Source organism: Pseudomonas sp. GW823-FHT03E05 (assembly GCF_058796855.1).
This window is the reverse complement of record NZ_JBXAJB010000001.1, coordinates 836,627-855,099: the sequence shown is the minus strand read 5'-3', so window position 1 is coordinate 855,099 and position 18,473 is coordinate 836,627. Positions and strand designations below refer to the sequence as shown.

The following is an 18,473-nucleotide window of genomic DNA, read 5'->3' as shown; positions in this document are numbered from 1 at the left end:
GACATGAAACATGCACGCATTCGTTATCAGGGCCAGGTCCACCAGGCCCTGGTCACCGGCCCCAACACCCTGCAACTGGAAGACGGCCGGGTCCTGGCCGAAGACCAGGTGCAGTGGCTGCCGCCGGCCACCGGGACCATGTTCGCCCTGGGCCTGAACTATGCCGACCACGCCGCCGAGCTGGCCTTCAAGCCGCCCACCGAACCGCTGGTGTTCATCAAGTCTCCCGGCACCTACACCGGCCACAAACAGGTGACCTGGCGCCCGGACAACGTCGCCTACATGCACTACGAGTGCGAGCTGGTGGCGGTGATCGGCAAGACCGCGCGCAACGTCAAGCGCGAGGATGCCCTGGACTACCTGGCCGGCTACACCCTGTGCAACGACTATGCGATCCGCGACTACCTGGAGAACTACTACCGGCCCAACCTGCGGGTGAAGAACCGCGATGCCACCACCCCGGTAGGCCCGTGGATCATCGACGCGGCCCAGGTACCCGAACCCAACAACCTGACCCTGCGCACCTGGGTCAACGGCGAGTTGCGCCAGCAAGGCAGCACCGCCGACATGATCTTCGACATCCCCTACCTCATCGAATACCTGTCCGGCTTCATGCCCCTGCAACCGGGGGACATGATCGCCACCGGCACCCCCGAAGGCCTGTCCGACGTGGTGCCCGGCGATGAGGTGGTGGTGGAAATCGAAGGCATCGGCCGGCTGGTCAACCGCATCGTCAGCGAAAGCGAATTCTTCACCCATCACGCCCACCCGGAGCCCACTGCCGTGGCCAAGGAGCACGCATAAATGATCAAGCACTGGATCAACGGCCGCGAAGTCGAAAGCCGCGAAGTGTTCACCAACTACAACCCCGCCACCGGTGAAGCCATTGGCGAGGTGGCCAGCGGCGGCGCCGAGGAAATCGCCCAGGCGGTAGCGGCGGCCAAGGACGCCTTTCCGAAATGGGCCAATACCCCGGCCAAGGAACGCGCGCGGCTGATGCGCCGCCTGGGTGCGCTGATCGAAGAGAACGTGCCGCACCTCGCGGAGCTGGAAACCCTGGACACCGGCCTGCCGATCCACCAGACCCGCAACGTGCTGATTCCCCGGGCCTCCCACAACTTCGATTTCTTCGCCGAGGTCTGCACCCGCATGGATGGCCACAGCTATCCGGTGGACGACCAGATGCTCAACTACACCCTGTACCAGCCGGTGGGCGTCTGCGCCCTGGTGTCGCCATGGAACGTGCCGTTCATGACCGCCACCTGGAAGACCGCGCCGTGCCTGGCCCTGGGCAATACCGCGGTGCTGAAGATGAGCGAACTGTCGCCGCTGACCGCCAATGAGCTGGGCCGGCTGGCGGTGGAAGCCGGGATTCCCGCCGGGGTGCTGAACATCGTCCAGGGCTACGGTGCCACCGCCGGCGATGCCCTGGTGCGCCACCCGGACGTGCGGGCGATTTCCTTCACCGGCGGCACCGCCACCGGCAAGAAGATCATGCAGACCGCGGGCCTGAAGAAGTACTCCATGGAACTGGGCGGCAAGTCGCCGGTGCTGATCTTCGAGGACGCCGACCTGGAACGGGCCCTGGACGCCGCGCTGTTCACCATCTTTTCCCTGAACGGCGAGCGCTGCACCGCCGGCAGCCGGATCTTCATCCAGGAAAGCGTCTACCCGCAGTTCGTCAAGGAGTTCGCCGCCCGGGCCAGGCGCCTGATCGTCGGTGACCCGCAGGACCCCAAGACCCAGGTCGGCTCGATGATCACCCAGGCCCACTACGACAAGGTCACCGGCTATATCCGCATCGGCCTGGAAGAAGGCGCGACCCTGCTGGCCGGCGGCCTGGAACGCCCCGCCAACCTGCCGGCGCACCTGGCCCGCGGACAGTTCATCCAGCCCACGGTGTTCGCCGACGTGGACAACAAGATGCGCATCGCCCAGGAAGAGATCTTCGGCCCGGTGGTGTGCCTGATCCCGTTCAAGGACGAGGCCCAGGCCCTGCAACTGGCCAACGACACCGAGTACGGCCTGGCCTCCTACATCTGGACCCAGGACATCGGCAAGGCCCATCGCCTGGCCCGTGGCATCGAGGCCGGCATGGTGTTCATCAACAGCCAGAACGTGCGCGACCTGCGCCAGCCCTTCGGCGGCATCAAGGGTTCGGGCACCGGTCGCGAAGGCGGCGAATACAGCTTCGAGGTCTTTGCCGAGATCAAGAACGTCTGCCTCTCCATGGGCAGCCACCACATACCGCGCTGGGGCGTGTAAGGTTCAGAACCGTCCCGGATCACCCCAACAAGAAGATGTTTCAGGAGAAGCACCATGGGCGAAGTCGTCATGGCCGCCAAGGTCTGCCACGTACCATCGATGTACCTGTCCGAACTGCCGGGCAAACACCACGGCTGCCGTGAGGCGGCCATTGCCGGGCACAAGGAGATCGCCCGCCGGGCCCGGGAGCTGGGGGCCGACACCGCGGTGGTATTCGATGTGCACTGGCTGGTCAACAGCGGGTACCACATCAACTGCGGCGAGGCGTTCAACGGCACCTACACCAGCAACGAGCTGCCGCACTTCATCAAGAACATGACCTACGACTACCAGGGCTGCACGGAGCTGGGTGAGCTGATCGCCGCCGAGGCCAATGCCGCCGACGTGCGCACCCTGGCCCACAACATCCCCAGCCTGGAACTGGAGTACGGCACCCTGGTGCCCATGCGCTACATGCACATGGACGTGCCCGCTGCCGAGCACTTGAAGGTGGTGTCCATCGCCGCCTGGTGCGCCTGGCACCGCCTCGAAGACAGCTTCACCTTTGGCGCCGCGGTGCGCCGGGCCATCGAGAAGAGCGATCGCAAGGTCCTGGTGCTGGCGTCGGGCTCCCTCTCCCACCGTTTCTCCAACGACCGCGAGGCCGAGGCCAACATCCACAACTGGACCCGGGAGTTCGACAAGCAGGTGGACCAGCGGGTGGTGGAGCTGTGGCAGCAGGGCCGCTTCCGCGAGTTCTGCGCCATGCTCCCGGACTACGCCAGCAGCTGTCATGGCGAGGGCGGAATGCACGATACGGCCATGCTCCTGGGGCTGTTGGGCGGGCCTGAATACAACCGCCCAGCGGAAATCGTCACTCCGCTGTTCGGCAGCTCCGGCACCGGCCAGATCAACGCCATCTTCCCTGTCTAGGCCCAGCTGCCACCCTGACTCGCAAGCGGCCGGGTTCCCGCCGGCCACTTGCGAAGGAGTTCCCCATGCCGCATTTCATCGCTGAATACACCGACAACATCGAACAGGCCGCCGACCTGCCGGGGCTGTTCGAAAAGGTCCATGACTACCTGGGCGCCACTGGCGTGTTCCCCCTGGGCGGCATCCGCAGCCGCGGGGTGCGCCTGGACACCTGGCGCATGGCCGACGGCAAGCACGACTACGCCTTCGTCCACATGCGCCTGCAAGTGGGAGCCGGCCGCGACCTGGCCACACGACGCCAGGTCGCCGAAGGCCTGTTCGAGATCATCAAGGCGCACTTCGCCGAGCTTCAGGGCCAGCGCCTCTTGGCCCTGTCGTTCGAAATGAGCGAGCTGGATGCCGAGCTGAACTTCAAGCACAACAACGTGCACGAGTTCCTGCGCGGACAAGCCTGAGGGTAGCCGCCGGTAGGAACCGGCTCGCCAGCGAAGCGGCCCTCAGGCCTTGTGCCAGCCCCGGATCCGCCTTCGCCGGCAAGCCGGCTTCTGCAGGCCGGCCACCCACACAAGAACAATAACGAGATCATTGCCATGCCCCACTCAACCCTTGCCACGGCGCCGGTCGCCGAGGTCGATGACTGCTATCGCAAGATCACCTGGCGGCTGATGCCGCTGTTGTTCGTCTGCTACATCTTTGCTCACCTGGACCGCATCAACATCGGTTTCGCCAAGCTGCAGATGACCCAGGACCTGGGCTTCAGCGACAGCGTCTATGGCCTGGGTGCCGGGCTGTTCTTCGTCGCCTACGCGCTGTTCGGGGTGCCCAGCAACCTGGCCCTGGACCGGGTCGGCCCACGGCGCTGGATCGCCTTCCTGATGCTGGTCTGGGGCCTGCTGTCCAGCGCCCTGATGCTGGTGGACAGCGCCTGGGGCTTCTATGTTTTGCGCTTTCTGCTGGGGGTCGCCGAGGCCGGCTTCTTCCCCGGCATCCTAGTGCTGCTCAACCGCTGGTTCCCGGCCAGCCGCCGCGGCCAGGTCACCGCCCTGTTCGCCATCGCCGTGCCCATGGCCGGAGTCATTGGCGGCCCCCTCTCCGGGTGGATCCTGGAAAGCTTCCACGACTTCGGCGGCTTGCGCGGCTGGCAGTGGATGTTCCTCATCGAAGGCCTGCCGGTGGTGCTGCTGGGCCTGGTGGTGCTCAAGGCCCTGCCGGAAAGCATCGAACAGGTGGGCTGGCTGACCCCGGCGCAGAAGACCTGGCTGCTGCAGGCCCTGCAACAGGAAGAACAGCACAAGTCCATCACCCGTTTCAGCGGCATCCTCAGGGACCGCCACGTCTGGCTGCTGGTGTGCATCTACTTCGCGGTGATGCTGGCGGTGAACACCATCGCCTTCTGGATGCCGACCCTGATCCACCACGCCGGCATCGCCCGGGACAGCAATGTCGGCCTGCTCAGTGCCCTGCCCTACCTGGCAGGCTGCCTGTTCATGCTCGGCGTCGGCCGCTCCTCGGACCGCCTGCGCGAACGCCGCTGGCACCTGGGGGTGCCGCTGCTGATGTCCAGCCTGGGGCTGATCCTCACCGGGCTGGCCCCGGACAACCCCTGGCTGGTGATGTTCGGCCTGCTGGTGGCGGGCATGGGCGCCAGCGCCGCCTTGCCGATGTTCTGGCAGTTGCCGCCGGCCTTTCTCGCCAGCAGCACCCAGGCCGCGGGTATCGCCCTGATCAGTTCCTTCGGCAGCGTCGCCGCGTTCCTTGCCCCTTACCTGATCGGCGTGGTGCGCGACGCCACCCAAAGCGCCAGCCTGGCCCTCTACGCCCTGGCCCTGCTGATTGCCTGCGGCGCCTGGCTGGTGCTCCAGGTGCCGGCTCATATCGTCAACCCTCGGGAGAAATAACCATGCTCAGCCCCTCGGATATCCAGGAAGCCGCCGCGCGCCTCAACGCCGCCGAGCGCAGCCGTGAACAGATCGGCCAGCTGTCCCTGCAATACCCCGCTATCAGCATCGAAGATGCCTACGCCATCCAGCGCAGCTGGGTGGAACAGAAAATCCGCGACGGGCGCAAGCTGGTGGGCCACAAGATTGGCCTCACCTCACGGGCCATGCAGGTTTCCTCGAACATCACCGAGCCGGATTTCGGCGCCCTGCTGGACGACATGCTGTTCGATGAAGGCAGCGACATTCCCTTCCAGCGCTTCATCGTGCCCCGGGTCGAGGTGGAACTGGCGTTCATCCTCGGCAAGCCGCTCAAGGGGCCCCACTGCACCCTGTTCGATGTGCTGGACGCCACCGACTGGGTGATCCCGGCGCTGGAGATCATCGATGCGCGCATCCAGCAGGTGGACCCGCAGACCCAGGCCACCCGCAAGGTCTTCGACACCATCTCGGACAATGCCGCCAACGCCGGGGTGGTGATGGGTGGCCGCGCCGTGCGTCCAGGGGATGTGGACTTGCGCAAGGTGCCGGCGGTGCTCTACCGCAATGGCGTGATCGAGGAGTCCGGGGTCTCTGCCGCGGTGCTCAACCACCCGGCCAAGGGCGTGGCCTGGCTGGCCAACAAGCTCGCGGCCTATGACGTCGGCCTGGAGGCCGGGCAGATCATTCTTGGCGGCTCCTTCACTCGCCCGGTGGCCGCCCGTCCCGGGGATGTATTCCACGTGGACTACGACCAGTTGGGCAGCATTGCCTGCCGTTTCGTCTGAGGAGACGGCCATGGACATGCCACTGAACCTGTTCAAGCAACGCCTGCAACAGCGCGAACCGCAGATTGGCCTGTGGCTGGGCCTGGCGGACGGCTACTGTGCCGAGCTGGCGGCCAACGCCGGTTTCGACTGGCTGCTGCTGGACGGCGAACACGCGCCCAACGATCTGCGCAGCCTGCTGGCGCAGTTGCAGGCCATTGCCCCTTACCCAGCCCAAGGCATTATCCGCCCGCCCATTGGCGATACCGCGCTGATCAAGCAATTGCTGGACATCGGCGCCCAGACCCTGTTGATCCCCATGGTGGAAAGCGCCGAGCAGGCACGCCAGCTGGTGCGCGCCATGCGCTATCCTCCACTGGGGGTTCGTGGCGTAGGCAGCGCCCTGGCCCGGGCGTCGCGCTGGAACAGCATCGCCGGCTACCTGGATCAGGCGGACGAGCAGATGTGCCTGCTGGTGCAGATCGAGAACCTCGAAGGCCTGCGCAACCTGGATGAGATTCTCGCGGTGGACGGGGTCGACGGGGTGTTTATCGGCCCGGCGGATCTGTCGGCGGCCATGGGCCAGCGGGGCAACCCCGGGCACCCGGACGTGGTGGCCGCGATTGAAGACGCCATCGTGCGGATTCGTCGGGCGGGCAAGGCCGCAGGGATTCTCAGTGCCGATCAGCGACTGGCGCGGCGTTGCATCGAGTTGGGGGCAAATTTTGTCGCGGTGGGCGTGGATACCACCGTCCTGATGAAGGGCCTGCAGAGCCTGGCCGGCCAGTACAAGACCCTGGACACCCCCACCAGCGAAGGCGGGGTTTACTGACGGGCGATGGCTGTAGGAGCCAGCTTGCCGGCGAAGGCGTTCTTGCGCGCGGCAAGGATTGAGGGCCTATTCGCTGGCAAGCCAGCTCCTACGGGGTGCCTAGTGGTTGCTGGCCAGGCGCCAGAGGCGGGCGATGTCGGCGGCGCGTTCGCGCAGCAGGCGCGGAGCTTCGCGGCAGGCCTGTTCCAGGCTCATGGGGCCTGAGGTCAGGGCGAAGGCCGCATCCACGCCGTGGGCGTACATCTGCTGGTAACCCTCGCCCAGGGTGCCGGCAATGACAATCACCGGAACCCCCTGCTCACGGGCGATGCGCGCCACGCCGAACGGGGTCTTGCCGCGCAAGGTCTGGGCGTCGAAGCGACCTTCACCGGTGATCACCAGATCGGCACCGCGCACGGCCTGTTCCAGGCCCACCAGTTCCGCCACCACTTCCACCCCGGGACGAAATTGCGCGCCGAGAAACGCCTTGGCGGCAAACCCCAGGCCACCGGCCGCGCCGCTGCCGGGTTCATCACGCACATCCTTGGGCAGTACCTGGGCGCACAGGTCGGCAAAGTGTCCCAGGGCCTGGTCCAGTTGCTGCACCTGCTGCGCCGAGGCGCCTTTCTGCGGGCCGAAGATGGCTGAAGCGCCGTGCTCGCCGCACAGCGGGTTGTTGACGTCGGCGGCGATGTCGAAGCGCACCTGGGCCAGGCGCGGGTCCATGGCATCCAGCTCGATATGGTCGAGGTCGGCCAGGGCCAGGCCTCCGCGAGGCAGTATCCGGTCCTGGCGGTCCAGCAGCTTGACCCCCAGCGCCTGCAGGGCCCCCGCGCCGCCGTCGTTGGTGGCGCTGCCGCCGATGGCCAGGATGATGCGCCGGGCACCGGCCTCCAGAGCGGCCTGGATCAGCTCCCCGGTGCCGAAGGTGCTGCTGTTGCACGCATCGCGCTGCTCCAGCGCCAGCAGTTGCAGGCCACTGGCCTCGGCCATTTCGATGATTGCCGTGTGGCTCTGGGGCAGCCAGCCCCAGCGCGCCTCCACGATCGCTCCCAGCGGCCCCTGGACCCGGTTGCTGCGCAGTTGCCCGTCACAGGCGGCGAGAATCGATTCCACCGTCCCTTCGCCACCGTCGGCCATGGGGCATTGGCACAGCTCGGCGTCGGGCCACACATCCGCCAGTCCCTGGGCAATGGCCTGGGCCACGCCTTCGGCACTCAGGCTGTCCTTGAACGAGTCGGGGGCGATGATGATCTTCATGGGTTTTCTCCGGTTCTTGTGCCGCCATGCTGCCATCTGGCGCAGGCGCTGACCCCGGGCCACTGCACAAGTCCGAGGGCGCTTTATTGTTCATTGCTACAACCGCGCAACCTCGCCTAGCGTTGAAACCGCTGCCGCAGGCTGCGAACGGGCGCGTAGCGCTCGCGAAGGTCTTGGAAGCGATACAGGTTTAGCTGGAGATTGCCAGGCAAGGCCCTGCGGGCCTTTGCGCAGCCTCGCTGAAGCTCGGCAGCGGCTACAGACCCGTTAAATCCTCCTGGGCCTGTAGCCGCTGCCGCAGGCTGCGAACGGGCGCGTAGCGCTCGCGAAGGTCTTGGAAGCGATACAGGTTTGGCTGGAGATTGCCAAGCAAGGCCCTGCGGGCCTTTTCGCAGCCTCGCCAAGGCTCGGCAGCGGCTACCACCCCTGTTGGATCGGGATAGGCGATGGTGGAGATCGGCGCGATAAATCAGGCCGGCTCGCTGCGGTGGGGCAGCAGCTGTACGCCAAGATAAAGAGCCAGCATGCCGTCCAGGCGCAAGGGGTCGACGCCGCTGAGCTCGGCTATCCGTTCCATGCGGTAGCGCAGGCTGTTGCGGTGGATGCCCAGGGCATCGGCGCAGGCCTGGCTCTGGCCGTCGTGGTCGCACCAGCTGCGCAGGGTCGCCAGCAACTGGCCGTTGCTGTCCTTGGCCAGGACCTTGCGCAACGGCGTCAGCAGTTCGTCCAGGGCGTCATCGTTGCGGTGGCGCCAGAGCATCACCGGCAGCCGGTAGCGGTTGAGGGTGAGCAATCGCGCGTCCGGCAGGATATCCCGGCCGTAGGCCAGCAGGTCGCCGACCCGGCGGTAGCAGCGGCGCAATCCGGCCAGGCCCTCGGCCTGCCCGCCCACCGCCACCCGCAGGATGTTCCAGCCCTGGCCGTCGAGCTTTTCCAGCAGCCGCGGGTTGTCCAGGCTCAGGCTCGCCGGGCGGCACCAGAGCAGGGAACTCTTCGACGAGCTGACGCACCAGCTGTCCGGATAGCGGCTCAGCAACCAACTGCTGAGGCTATCCACGCCCTGCCCCGAGGCCGGTTCCTGGGCCAGTTCGAACAGATAGGGCGTACGCGCCAGCTGTGGCTTGAGGCCCATCTGCTGGGCTTCATCCACCAGCCGCGGTGAGTCGCCGCCGTCGCTCAGCAGCAGGGCCAGCAGGTCGTCGCAGCGCTGGCGCCGCCATTGCTGCTCGGCCTGCTGGTGGCGCTGGCCCACCAGCATCTCGGCGGTCATGCGCACCAGTTCGGCATAGGTGCGCAACTGCGCCGGGTCGCCGGTAATGCCCAGCACCCCGATCAGCCGCTGGTCATGCAGCAACGGCAGGTTGATGCCCGGCTGCACGCCCTTGAGCTGGCGCGCGGTGGGTTCGTCGATCTCCACCACCCGGCCGTTGGCCAGCACCAGTTGCGCGCCTTCGTGCCGGGTGTTGATACGCTCCGGCTCGCCGCTGCCAAGGATCAGGCCCTGGCTGTCCATGACGTTGACGTTGTAGGGCAGGATCGCCATCGTGCGGTCGACGATATCCTGCGCCAGGTCATGATCCAGTTCGAACATGGGGGGATGATCCTTGACGGCTACAGCTGCGGGGACGGGCCGCGGGGTACGCGGCGTTGTTCAGTGGCACAGGGCCCGGGGCCAATCGCTGTGCGTCGGCACAAAGACAGGCCCGCGCCGGTGACCGAGACTCTCAGGGCGGTCAACGTTACCCTTGCACCGCAAAAAATCATAATAAAGAGAGACACACCATGTCACAGAGCGCCGCTGCCCCACTGGCCCAGGCTGACGACAAGAACGCCGTCTACAAGCGCATCACCCTGCGCCTGATCCCCTTCATCTTCGTCTGCTACCTGTTCAACTACCTCGACCGGGTCAACGTTGGCTTCGCCAAGTTGCAGATGCTCGATGCCCTGAAATTCAGCGAAACGGTCTACGGCCTGGGTGCCGGGATTTTCTTCATCGGCTACGTGCTGTGCGGCGTGCCGAGCAACCTGGCACTGAACCGGTTCGGCCCGCGGCGCTGGATCGCGCTGATGATGATCACCTGGGGCACCTTGTCCACCTGCCTGCTGTTCGTCACCACGCCGACCCAGTTCTACACCCTGCGCCTGTTCACCGGGGCCGCCGAAGCCGGCTTCTTCCCCGGCGTGGTGCTGTACCTCTCGCAGTGGTTCCCGACCTTCCGCCGTGGCCGGATCATGGCCCTGTTCATGTCGGCGATCCCGGTGTCCGGCCTGCTGGGCAGCCCGTTTTCCGGCTGGATCCTCAACCACTTCGCCGCCGGCCAGGGCGGCCTCGCCGGCTGGCAGTGGATGTTCCTGCTGCAGGGCATTCCTACCGTGATCCTCGGCGCCCTGGCGTTCTTCCTGCTCAGCGACAGCTTCGCCCATGCCAAGTGGCTGACCCCGACTGAACGCGCGGTGCTGGAGGCCGACCAGGCCAGCGACCTCGCCAACCAGCCCAAGACCGCCAGCGACTCCCTGGCCGCGGTGTTCAAGAACCCGGCGATCTGGGCCTTCGGCCTGATCTACTTCTGCATCCAGAGCGGGGTCTACGCGATCAACTTCTGGCTGCCGTCGATCATCAAGAACCTGGGGTTTGCCGACAATCTGGTGATCGGCTGGCTGAGCGCCATTCCCTACCTGCTGGCGGCGGTGTTCATGCTGCTGGTGGGGCGCTCGGCGGACCTGCGCAAGGAGCGCCGCTGGCACCTTGTAGTGCCGATGTTGATGGGCGCCGTGGGGCTGCTGATCGCGGTTAACTTCGCCGCCAACCCGGCCATCGCCATTCTCGGCCTGACCCTCGCCACCATGGGTGCCCTCACCGGCCTGCCGATGTTCTGGCCGGTGCCCACTGCCCTGCTCAGCGCCGGTGCAGCTGCCGGTGGCCTGGCGCTGATCAACTCCATGGGCCAGATGGCCGGGTTCCTCAGCCCCTATATCGTCGGCTGGGTCAAGGACAGCACCGGTTCCACCGACGCCGCGCTGTACCTGCTGGCCGGGGTAATTGTTGCCGGCAGCCTGCTGGCGCTGCGCATGACCCGCACCCTGAACCGCTAAGCCGCGGCACTACACGGCCCCGGCCACGACAAAAGCCCGTTCGAACCTCGGCTCCAACGGGCTTTTTCATGGCTGGGCTCAGGCCGGTGCCCCACCTTGTCGGGCGTAGTCGTGATTGATGCTCAACGCCCCCATCGCCGGAGCATCCAACTCCAGCACCAGGCCACCGGGCAAGCGGACGAAGATCTGCCAGATGCCGTCTTCCGGCACCTGCGCCACTTGATGCTCCAGGCCACTGGCCTGCACCCGGCGCAACACGGCTTCGGCTGCCTCCTGGGTACTGAAGGCGATGTGGCTCAGGTGCGGCTCAGGGCAATGGGCCTGTTCGATGACGTGCACCAGCGCCGCATCGCCCTGGTACAACCAGCGCCCGGGAAAGGGAAACGGCGGCCGCCGGCCCGTTTGCAGGCCCAGCAGATCGGCGAAGGCCTGCTGCAACGCCTCGCCCTCGTCGCAGTTGAACGCCAGGTGATCGAAGCGCCAGTTCATAGCAGGCCTCCACCATCGACATCGATCAGGCTCCCGCTGATAAAGCCGTTCTCCATGGCCAGGATAAAGGCCGCCGCCACCTCATCCGGCTGGCCGACGCGGCCCACCGGCAGGTTGGCACCGGTGCGGGCGAACATGGCTTCGCGGGCGTCCTCGGGCATCCCGGCATAGGCTTCGGTGGCGGTGACCCCGGGGCTGATGACATTCACCCGGCGTGGCGCCAGCTCCTTGGCCAGGTGCTTGCCCAGGGCTTCGAGGGCGGCGTTGAGGGTGGTCTTGAGCACTTGCCCGGGGACCATTTTGCGCGACAGCAGGCCCGAGGTCAGGCTGATGCTGCCTTGCGGCGCGAGTGTCGGCAGCGCCGCCTGGACCGCGCGCCACACGCCCCAGAACTTCACCTCGAAAGCCCGCTGGGCATCCAGCAGATCGGTGTCGGCCAGGGGCTTGGCGGCAATGGCCGGACCGGCGCTGATCACCAGGTGATCGAAGGCCCCCACCCTGGCGAACAAGGCCTGGAGACTGGCGGCATCGGTGATGTCCACGGCGATGCTGCAGGCCGATTCCGGCAGCTGTGCCTGCTGGCGCTGCAAGGCCTCGAGGCTGCGCCCCGCCAGTACCACCCGAGCGCCACGGGCCGCGGCCTGGCGCGCCACCGCGGCGCCAATGCCGCTGCCGGCGCCAATCACCACCAAGGTTTGCTGGGCCAGGCTTGAGTTGGAAAGAGTCATTGCGATCACCTGCTGCGATTGAAAGTGATTGCATCTTCCCAGCTTGCCAATCGAGGAAAAATCCAGCTAAAACGCAAAGATCTTTAAAGGGTTTTTATTAATGAGCTCGATACTGGACCTGGAAATCTTCGTACGCACCGCCGATGCCGGGAGCATTTCCGCCGCGGCCCGCTCCCTGGGCCTGACCGCCGCAGCCGCCAGCATCGCCCTCAAGCGCCTGGAAACCCGCCTCGGCAGCCGTCTGCTGGCGCGTTCCACCCGCAGCATGCGGCTCACCGAGGAAGGCCGCCGCTACCTGGAAAGCGTGCGCCTGGCCCTGGCCACCCTGGAGGACGGCGAGCTGGCGCTCAAGCAGCAGAGCCTGGGCCTGGCCGGGGTGCTGCAACTGTCGGCGCCCTCGGACTTCGGGCGCAATGCCCTGCTTCCCTGGCTCGATGAATTCAAGGCCGAGCACCCGCAACTGCGCCTGCAACTGCGGCTCGATGATCGCCACGCCGACCTGTTCCGCGACGCTGTGGATGTGGCCCTGCGCTTTGGCGTGCCCGAGGATTCCAGCCTGGTGGCCTTGCCGATTCTCCCCGGGCACCGGCGCATCGCCTGCGCCAGCCCGGCCTACCTGGCCCGTTGCGGGGTGCCGCAAAACCCCGAGGCGCTGGCCGGGCACAGCGCCCTGCTGTACCTGCGCAATGGCCAGCCCTATGACCGCTGGCGTTTCAGCCGCGACAGCGAAACCCGCGAAGTCCTGGTGCGTGGCGATTACCTGTGCGACGACGGTGAGGTGGCCCGGCGCTGGGCCCTGGCCGGCCACGGCATTGTCTACAAGGCCCGGCTGGATGTGGCCGAGGACATCCGCGCCGGGCGCCTGGTGCCGCTGCTCGGCGACTGGCAAGGGGAACCGTCCCCCTTCAACTTGCTGTGCCCCCATCGCCTGCAGGTTTCCCAGCGGGTGCGCCTGCTGCACAGCTTTGTGTTGCAACGCTGCCGGGCGCTGTGCCCCTGACCCGCAGCGGCTCCGGGACGGCTGGCCGTTGCGCGGTTCGCCGGCAAGCCGGCTCCTACGGAACCTCCTTGCAGGAGCGGGCTTGCCAGCGATAGCGATCTCACGGGCACCTGTGCCGACAAGGAGGCGCCATTCAGGCATTGCAGAGGCCCGGGGTTGTGGTATTTGATGGTCGCCCCCATGGCCGGAAACGCACTGGCCAGCCCTCTAGCACAAGGATTCCGCCCATGAGCTATCGCATCCTCGGCCATTCCGGTCTCAAGGTTTCCAGCCTGACCCTGGGCACCATGATGTTCGGCGAGCAGACCAGTACCGAAGACTCGCTGCGTATCATCGACAAGGCCTGGGACCAGGGGATCAACTTCATCGACACCGCCGACGTCTATACCCAGGGCCGCTCCGAGGAGATCGTCGGCGAAGCCATTGCCAGCCACCGCCATGAGTGGGTGCTGGCGTCCAAGGTCGGCTTCGGTCCGGTGGACGGCGTGCCCAACCGCAGCGGCCTGAGCCGCAAGCACATCTTCAACGGCATCGAGGCCAGCCTGACCCGCCTGGGCATCGATTACCTGGACATCTACTACCTGCACCGCGAAGACCACAACACGCCTCTGGAGGTGAGCATCTCGGCCATCGGCGACCTGTTGCGCCAGGGCAAGATCCGCTACTGGGGCCTGTCCAATTATCGCGGCTGGCGGATTGCCGAGGCGATTCGAGTCGCCGACCAGTTGGGGGTGGACCGCCCGGTGATCAGCCAGCCGCTGTACAACATCGTCAACCGCCAGGCCGAGGGTGAGCAGATCACCGCCGCCCGCGCCTATGGCCTGGGCGTGGTGCCCTACAGCCCCCTGGCCCGTGGTGTGCTCAGCGGCAAGTATGCGCCGGACGTCACCCCGGACGCCGCCAGCCGCGCCGGGCGCCAGGACAAGCGCATCCTGGAGACCGAATGGCGGGTCGAATCCCTGCGCATCGCCCAGCAGATCCAGGAATACGCCCAGGAGCGCGGGGCCGGGATCGTCGAGTTCGCCATTGCCTGGGTACTGAACAACCAGGCGGTGAGCTCGGCCATTGTCGGCCCGCGCACCGAGGCCCAGTGGGACGCCTACACCCGGGCCCTGGAGGTGAAGATCAGCCCTGAGGACGAAGCCTTCATCGACGCGCTGGTGACCCCGGGGCACGCCTCGACACCCGGTTTCAATGATGTCGGCCATTTTGTCTCCGGACGTTTTGCGCACCTGGGCTAAATACGGACCCTGGCCGCGCAAACCCAGCGGCCATCGCAGTCCGGCCTTTCTCTGGAAGGCCGGGCCGCGCCACAAACGAGAAATTTTCCCGCCGGGGTGTCGCAAACAGAGCAAAAATCCCGGGGCAAACCCTCTATATTCCCCCTCGCTCCACTCTCCCCTTCTTTTTGTGCATCCCGAGCGTTCGGGTTCTACGAGGACTGCGTGTCTAAAGGTATTGCGTTATCGGTTCTGGCGTCGGTGCTGTTTGCCGTCATGTATTTCTACACCTCGCTGCTGGCGCCCCTGACCGGGGTGGAGATCTTCGGCTGGCGGATGTTGCTGACACTGCCCTGCATGACCCTGTTCATGCTGCTGGCCGGTGAATGGCATCGGGTCGACGAAGTGCTGCGACGGGTACGCAGCAAGCCCGTGCTGGGCCCGGCGCTGCTGCTGTCGTCGGCGCTGGTCGGGGTGCAGCTCTGGCTGTTCATGTGGGCACCGCTCAATGGCCATAGCCTGGATGTATCCCAGGGCTATTTCCTGCTGCCGCTGACCATGGTCCTGACCGGGCGCATCGTCTATGGCGAACGTCTGTCGCGGCTGCAGAAGCTGGCAGCGGTGCTGGCCTGCATCGGCGTGCTCAACGAGCTGTACCAGGTGGGCAGTTTTTCCTGGGCGACCCTGGTGGTGGCCCTGGGCTACCCGCTGTATTTCGTCTTGCGCAAGCGCCTGGGCACCGACCACCTGGGCGGCCTGTGGGTGGACATGGCCCTGCTGATGCCGGTGGCGCTGTGGGTGGTGCAGAGCGGCGAACAGGGCATTGCCGTGGTCGCGGCCCAACCCTGGCTGTACCTGCTGATTCCCGTGCTGGGGGTGATCAGTGCCTCGGCGCTGGTGTGCTACATCATTGCCAGCCGCTTGCTGGCCTTCAGCCTGTTCGGCCTGCTCAGCTATGTGGAACCGGTACTGCTGCTGTTGGTGGCGCTGCTGCTGGGGGAAAGCATCAAGGCCGGGGAATGGCTGACCTACGTGCCGATCTGGCTGGCGGTGCTGGTCCTGGTGCTCGAAGGCGTACGCCATCTGCTGCGCCAGCGCCGGGGCTGAGCCCGGCTGCGGGGGTATCTCGCGTGCATCAAGGCCTGCGGTACAGGCTCAGGGCTTGATCTGCTTCAGCTCGTTGAGCAGGGCCAGCAAGGCCTGCATCTTGTCTTCGCCGAACTGCTGCTGGATCTTCTGGTAGTTGATTTCCATGTCGCCGCTCATGGATTCGAAACAGGCCTGGCCCTTGTCGGTCAGGGTGATGAACAGGCGGCGCTGGTCTTCCGGAGACTTGCGCCGGCTGACGTACTGGTCGCGCTCCAGGCGGGTCAGCACACCGGTCATGCTCGGCGGCAGGATGCAGGCCATCTTCGCCAGCTGATGGCTCTCCAGCTCGCCGTTCTGGCGCAGGATGCGGATCACCCGCCATTGCTGCTCGGTCAGGTCGTGCTGGTTCAGCGAGGGACGGAAAAACGCCATGGCGGCCTCACGGGCCTGCAACAGGGTCAAGGTCAGGGAAGGTCTGGGTATGTTCATCGAGGCATCGGTCAGGGGCTGGGAATCGGGGGCGAAACATTAACACATTCACAATCGCCAACCGACAGGCAAAATAAAGCCCGACCAGAAACCTCCTGATCGGGCCTTGGACTCAAGCGTGCCGGGGCTTACTCGGTGGCGAGTACGCCACGACGCACCTGGTCGCGTTCGATCGATTCGAACAGTGCCTTGAAGTTGCCCTCGCCGAAGCCATCATCGCCCTTGCGCTGGATGAATTCGAAGAACACCGGGCCCATCAGGGTTTCCGAGAAGATCTGCAGCAGCAGGCGCTTGTCGCCGGCTTCCGAAGAACCGTCCAGCAGGATGCCCCGCGATTGCAGCTCGTTGACCGGCTCGCCGTGGTTCGGCAGGCGCCCTTCGAGCATTTCGTAGTAGGTGTCCGGTGGCGCGGTCATGAAGCGCATGCCGATCTTCTTCAGGGCGTCCCAGGTCTTGACCAGGTCGTCGGTGAGGAAGGCCACGTGCTGGATGCCCTCGCCATTGAACTGCATCAGGAACTCCTCGATCTGCCCGGCGCCCTTGGACGATTCCTCGTTCAGCGGGATGCGGATCATGCCATCCGGAGCGGTCATGGCCTTGGAAGTCAGGCCGGTGTACTCGCCCTTGATGTCGAAGTAGCGGATCTCGCGGAAGTTGAACAGCTTCTCGTAGAAGCCGGCCCAGTAGGCCATGCGCCCGCGGTACACGTTGTGGGTCAGGTGGTCGATGATCTTCAGACCCGCGCCCTTGGGGTTGCGGTCCACGCCTTCGAGGAACACGAAGTCGATGTCGTAGATCGAGCTGCCCTCGCCGAAACGGTCGATCAGGTACAGCGGCGCGCCGCCAATGCCCTTGATCGCCGGCAGGTTCAGTTCCATCGGGCCGGTTTCAATGTGAATCGGCTGGGCGCCCAGTTCCAGGGCGCGGTTGTAGGCCTTTTGCGAATCCTTGACCCGGAACGCCATGCCGCACACCGACGGACCGTGCTCGGCCGCGAAGTAGGAAGCGACGCTATGGGGTTCGTTGTTGAGGATCAGGTTGATCGCACCCTGGCGATACAGATGCACGTCTTTGGAACGATGGGTCGCGACTTTGGTGAAACCCATGATCTCGAAGATCGGTTCGAGGGTGTTGGGGGTAGGCGATGCGAATTCGATGAATTCAAAGCCCATCAGGCCCATTGGGTTTTCGAAGATATCTGCCATGGTTGGCGCCTCATCATATTTTTAGAATTAACGGATCGTTAGTTGCTAGCAATGCTGAGGAGGGACGGTGGCGCACAGGAGATACCGCGCACGCTGCGGGCGAGGAAGTCACCATAGATCAGTTGAAACCCGAGAATCTTCATTTCGACCCTGTCTTGCAGGCTGGGGGGCGAGGCTTCTGCTGCCAGAAGACTTTATTATTGTATGCGTAACCGGATTCTACACAGCGTAAAAGCCTTTGTCCGCATTCTCTATAAAATCGCCTTTTTTGCCCCGCCCGCAAGGGGTTTGTTGCACTGGTAGATACCGCCGAGAATCAGCGCCCCGCCCACCCCCATCACCGGGCTCAACTGTTCTCCCAGCACGAGCGCGCCGAGGATCACCGCAGTCAGCGGATTGAGGGCGATGAATACACCGCAACGGGTGGCACCGATCCGCCGCAAGCCGTCGTAATACCAGATATAGGCCAGCGCCGAACCCAGCACGCCCAGGTACAACAGGCTCAAGCCCTGGGCCAGGTTCAGGCGAGCCACCGCCTGCAGGTCGAACTCGCCACGGATCAGGGTGGCGGCGCAGAGCATCAGGGTGCCCAGGAGGATCGAGCAGGTCACGGTTTGCAATGAGCCCAGGCTGTGGTTCAGCCCCCTGGAGAACAGCGAGTACACGCCCCAGCCCAGCACGCAGCCAAGAATCAGCAGGTCGCCTTGCCAGCTCCCGGCCTGCGCCGCCAGGGCCGAAGGGTCACGGCTGCAGATCACCAGGGCCGCGCCACAGAGGCACAGGGCAATGCCCAACAGCTTGCGCCGGCCCAGGCGCTCCTTGAACAGCGCCCAGGACGCCAGGGCAATCACTGCCGGGTTCAGGGCCACGATCAACGATGCCCGAGAAGCCTTGACCTGCTCCAGGCCGAGGAAGAAACACAGGTTGTAGAAGAAGATCCCGAAGAACCCCAATAGTGCCAGTTGGCCGAACTGCCTGAGGCTGGGCCGCACCAGGGGAATGCGCGCCACGGCCATGAAGCCGAGCAAGGCCAGGCTGGCCAGCAGGAACCGCAGGCTGGCGGCCAGCAAGGGCGAGAGCCCGCCGGCCAGGTAGCGCCCGGCAACGAAGGTTCCGCCCCAGATCATGGTGACTGTCGCCAGGCGGCCATACACCGCCAGGTCCCGGTATTCGCCCGCCAGGGGGCCGCTGATATTGCTTTCACTCATGGTCAAGACGCTCTGAGGCAA

At 65.5% G+C, this 18,473-nt stretch carries 18 protein-coding genes; 11 read left to right on the top strand and 7 right to left on the bottom strand.

Translation table 11 applies throughout. The features are described 5' to 3' along the window. The first annotated feature begins 3 nt into the window (after window positions 1-3). The 7 genes from AC1RCO_RS03890 to hpaI all read left to right on the top strand — a co-directional run bounded on the left by AC1RCO_RS03890 (window position 4) and on the right by hpaI (window position 6,692). A complete protein-coding gene (locus tag AC1RCO_RS03890) occupies window positions 4-804 on the top strand; it encodes a fumarylacetoacetate hydrolase family protein (RefSeq protein WP_492617412.1) in 801 nt (266 codons plus the stop codon). Then, window positions 805-2,265, top strand: coding sequence for a 5-carboxymethyl-2-hydroxymuconate semialdehyde dehydrogenase (gene hpaE, locus AC1RCO_RS03885; protein WP_041118525.1), 1,461 nt, complete (start codon window positions 805-807; stop codon window positions 2,263-2,265). Window positions 2,266-2,319: 54 nt separating this feature from the next. Beyond that, window positions 2,320-3,177 carry a 3,4-dihydroxyphenylacetate 2,3-dioxygenase gene (gene hpaD / locus AC1RCO_RS03880; protein ID WP_011061655.1) on the top strand — a complete coding sequence of 286 codons (858 nt, stop codon included), beginning with the start codon at window positions 2,320-2,322 and terminating at the stop codon, window positions 3,175-3,177. A 65-nt stretch (window positions 3,178-3,242) separates the two neighbouring features. Then, the gene (locus AC1RCO_RS03875) at window positions 3,243-3,632 is read left to right on the top strand and encodes a 5-carboxymethyl-2-hydroxymuconate Delta-isomerase (RefSeq protein ID WP_011061656.1); all 390 of its coding nucleotides are present in this window, start codon (window positions 3,243-3,245) and stop codon (window positions 3,630-3,632) included. A 135-nt stretch (window positions 3,633-3,767) separates the two neighbouring features. Further along, entirely contained in the window at window positions 3,768-5,075 is a 1,308-nt protein-coding gene (locus tag AC1RCO_RS03870) for an MFS transporter (RefSeq protein WP_011061657.1), read from the top strand. A gap of 2 nt (window positions 5,076-5,077) precedes the next feature. Next, window positions 5,078-5,881, top strand: a complete 804-nt coding sequence (gene hpaH / locus AC1RCO_RS03865; RefSeq protein ID WP_015635875.1) for a 2-oxo-hept-4-ene-1,7-dioate hydratase — start codon at window positions 5,078-5,080, stop codon at window positions 5,879-5,881. Window positions 5,882-5,891: 10 nt separating this feature from the next. Beyond that, the gene (gene hpaI, locus AC1RCO_RS03860; protein ID WP_053158925.1) at window positions 5,892-6,692 is read left to right on the top strand and encodes a 4-hydroxy-2-oxoheptanedioate aldolase; all 801 of its coding nucleotides are present in this window, start codon (window positions 5,892-5,894) and stop codon (window positions 6,690-6,692) included. Between the two features lie 99 nt (window positions 6,693-6,791). Here the strand turns inward: hpaI and AC1RCO_RS03855 are convergent, their stop codons facing one another. Continuing rightward, window positions 6,792-7,931 carry a glycerate kinase gene (locus AC1RCO_RS03855; RefSeq protein ID WP_492617411.1) on the bottom strand — a complete coding sequence of 380 codons (1,140 nt, stop codon included), beginning with the start codon at window positions 7,929-7,931 and terminating at the stop codon, window positions 6,792-6,794. A gap of 469 nt (window positions 7,932-8,400) precedes the next feature. Then, a complete protein-coding gene (locus AC1RCO_RS03850) occupies window positions 8,401-9,522 on the bottom strand; it encodes a sugar diacid recognition domain-containing protein (protein ID WP_011061661.1) in 1,122 nt (373 codons plus the stop codon). 191 nt (window positions 9,523-9,713) lie between these two features. Here AC1RCO_RS03850 and AC1RCO_RS03845 point away from each other — a divergent pair, with 191 nt between their 5' ends. After that, entirely contained in the window at window positions 9,714-11,024 is a 1,311-nt protein-coding gene (locus AC1RCO_RS03845) for an MFS transporter (RefSeq protein WP_011061662.1), read from the top strand. Window positions 11,025-11,102: 78 nt separating this feature from the next. Here the strand turns inward: AC1RCO_RS03845 and AC1RCO_RS03840 are convergent, their stop codons facing one another. Then, window positions 11,103-11,513: a VOC family protein gene (locus AC1RCO_RS03840; RefSeq protein ID WP_011061663.1), complete on the bottom strand. Its 411-nt coding sequence runs from the start codon at window positions 11,511-11,513 to the stop codon at window positions 11,103-11,105. Then, entirely contained in the window at window positions 11,510-12,241 is a 732-nt protein-coding gene (locus tag AC1RCO_RS03835) for an SDR family oxidoreductase (RefSeq protein WP_011061664.1), read from the bottom strand. The genes AC1RCO_RS03840 and AC1RCO_RS03835 overlap by 4 nt, the downstream gene beginning before the upstream one ends. Window positions 12,242-12,341: 100 nt before the next feature. On the opposite strand from AC1RCO_RS03835, the gene AC1RCO_RS03830 reads away from it, so the two are divergent. The 3 genes from AC1RCO_RS03830 (at window position 12,342) to rarD (ending at window position 15,568) form a co-directional block, all read left to right on the top strand. Beyond that, entirely contained in the window at window positions 12,342-13,241 is a 900-nt protein-coding gene (locus tag AC1RCO_RS03830; RefSeq protein WP_492617410.1) for a LysR family transcriptional regulator, read from the top strand. Window positions 13,242-13,468: 227 nt separating this feature from the next. Then, window positions 13,469-14,482, top strand: coding sequence for an aldo/keto reductase (locus tag AC1RCO_RS03825; protein WP_492617409.1), 1,014 nt, complete (start codon window positions 13,469-13,471; stop codon window positions 14,480-14,482). Between the two features lie 204 nt (window positions 14,483-14,686). Beyond that, a complete protein-coding gene (gene rarD / locus AC1RCO_RS03820; protein WP_015635880.1) occupies window positions 14,687-15,568 on the top strand; it encodes an EamA family transporter RarD in 882 nt (293 codons plus the stop codon). A 48-nt stretch (window positions 15,569-15,616) separates the two neighbouring features. On the opposite strand, the gene hpaR is transcribed toward rarD, so the two are convergent. The 3 genes from hpaR to AC1RCO_RS03805 all read right to left on the bottom strand — a co-directional run bounded on the left by hpaR (window position 15,617) and on the right by AC1RCO_RS03805 (window position 18,452). Further along, complete coding sequence (hpaR, locus tag AC1RCO_RS03815; protein WP_220222764.1) at window positions 15,617-16,039, bottom strand: homoprotocatechuate degradation operon regulator HpaR; 423 nt, start codon at window positions 16,037-16,039, stop codon at window positions 15,617-15,619. Window positions 16,040-16,167: 128 nt separating this feature from the next. Beyond that, on the bottom strand, window positions 16,168-17,244 hold the full coding sequence (gene hppD, locus AC1RCO_RS03810; RefSeq protein WP_011061669.1) for a 4-hydroxyphenylpyruvate dioxygenase: 1,077 nt from the start codon (window positions 17,242-17,244) through the stop codon (window positions 16,168-16,170). A 251-nt stretch (window positions 17,245-17,495) separates the two neighbouring features. Then, the gene (locus AC1RCO_RS03805) at window positions 17,496-18,452 is read right to left on the bottom strand and encodes a DMT family transporter (RefSeq protein WP_077934244.1); all 957 of its coding nucleotides are present in this window, start codon (window positions 18,450-18,452) and stop codon (window positions 17,496-17,498) included. Window positions 18,453-18,473: the final 21 nt, after the last annotated feature.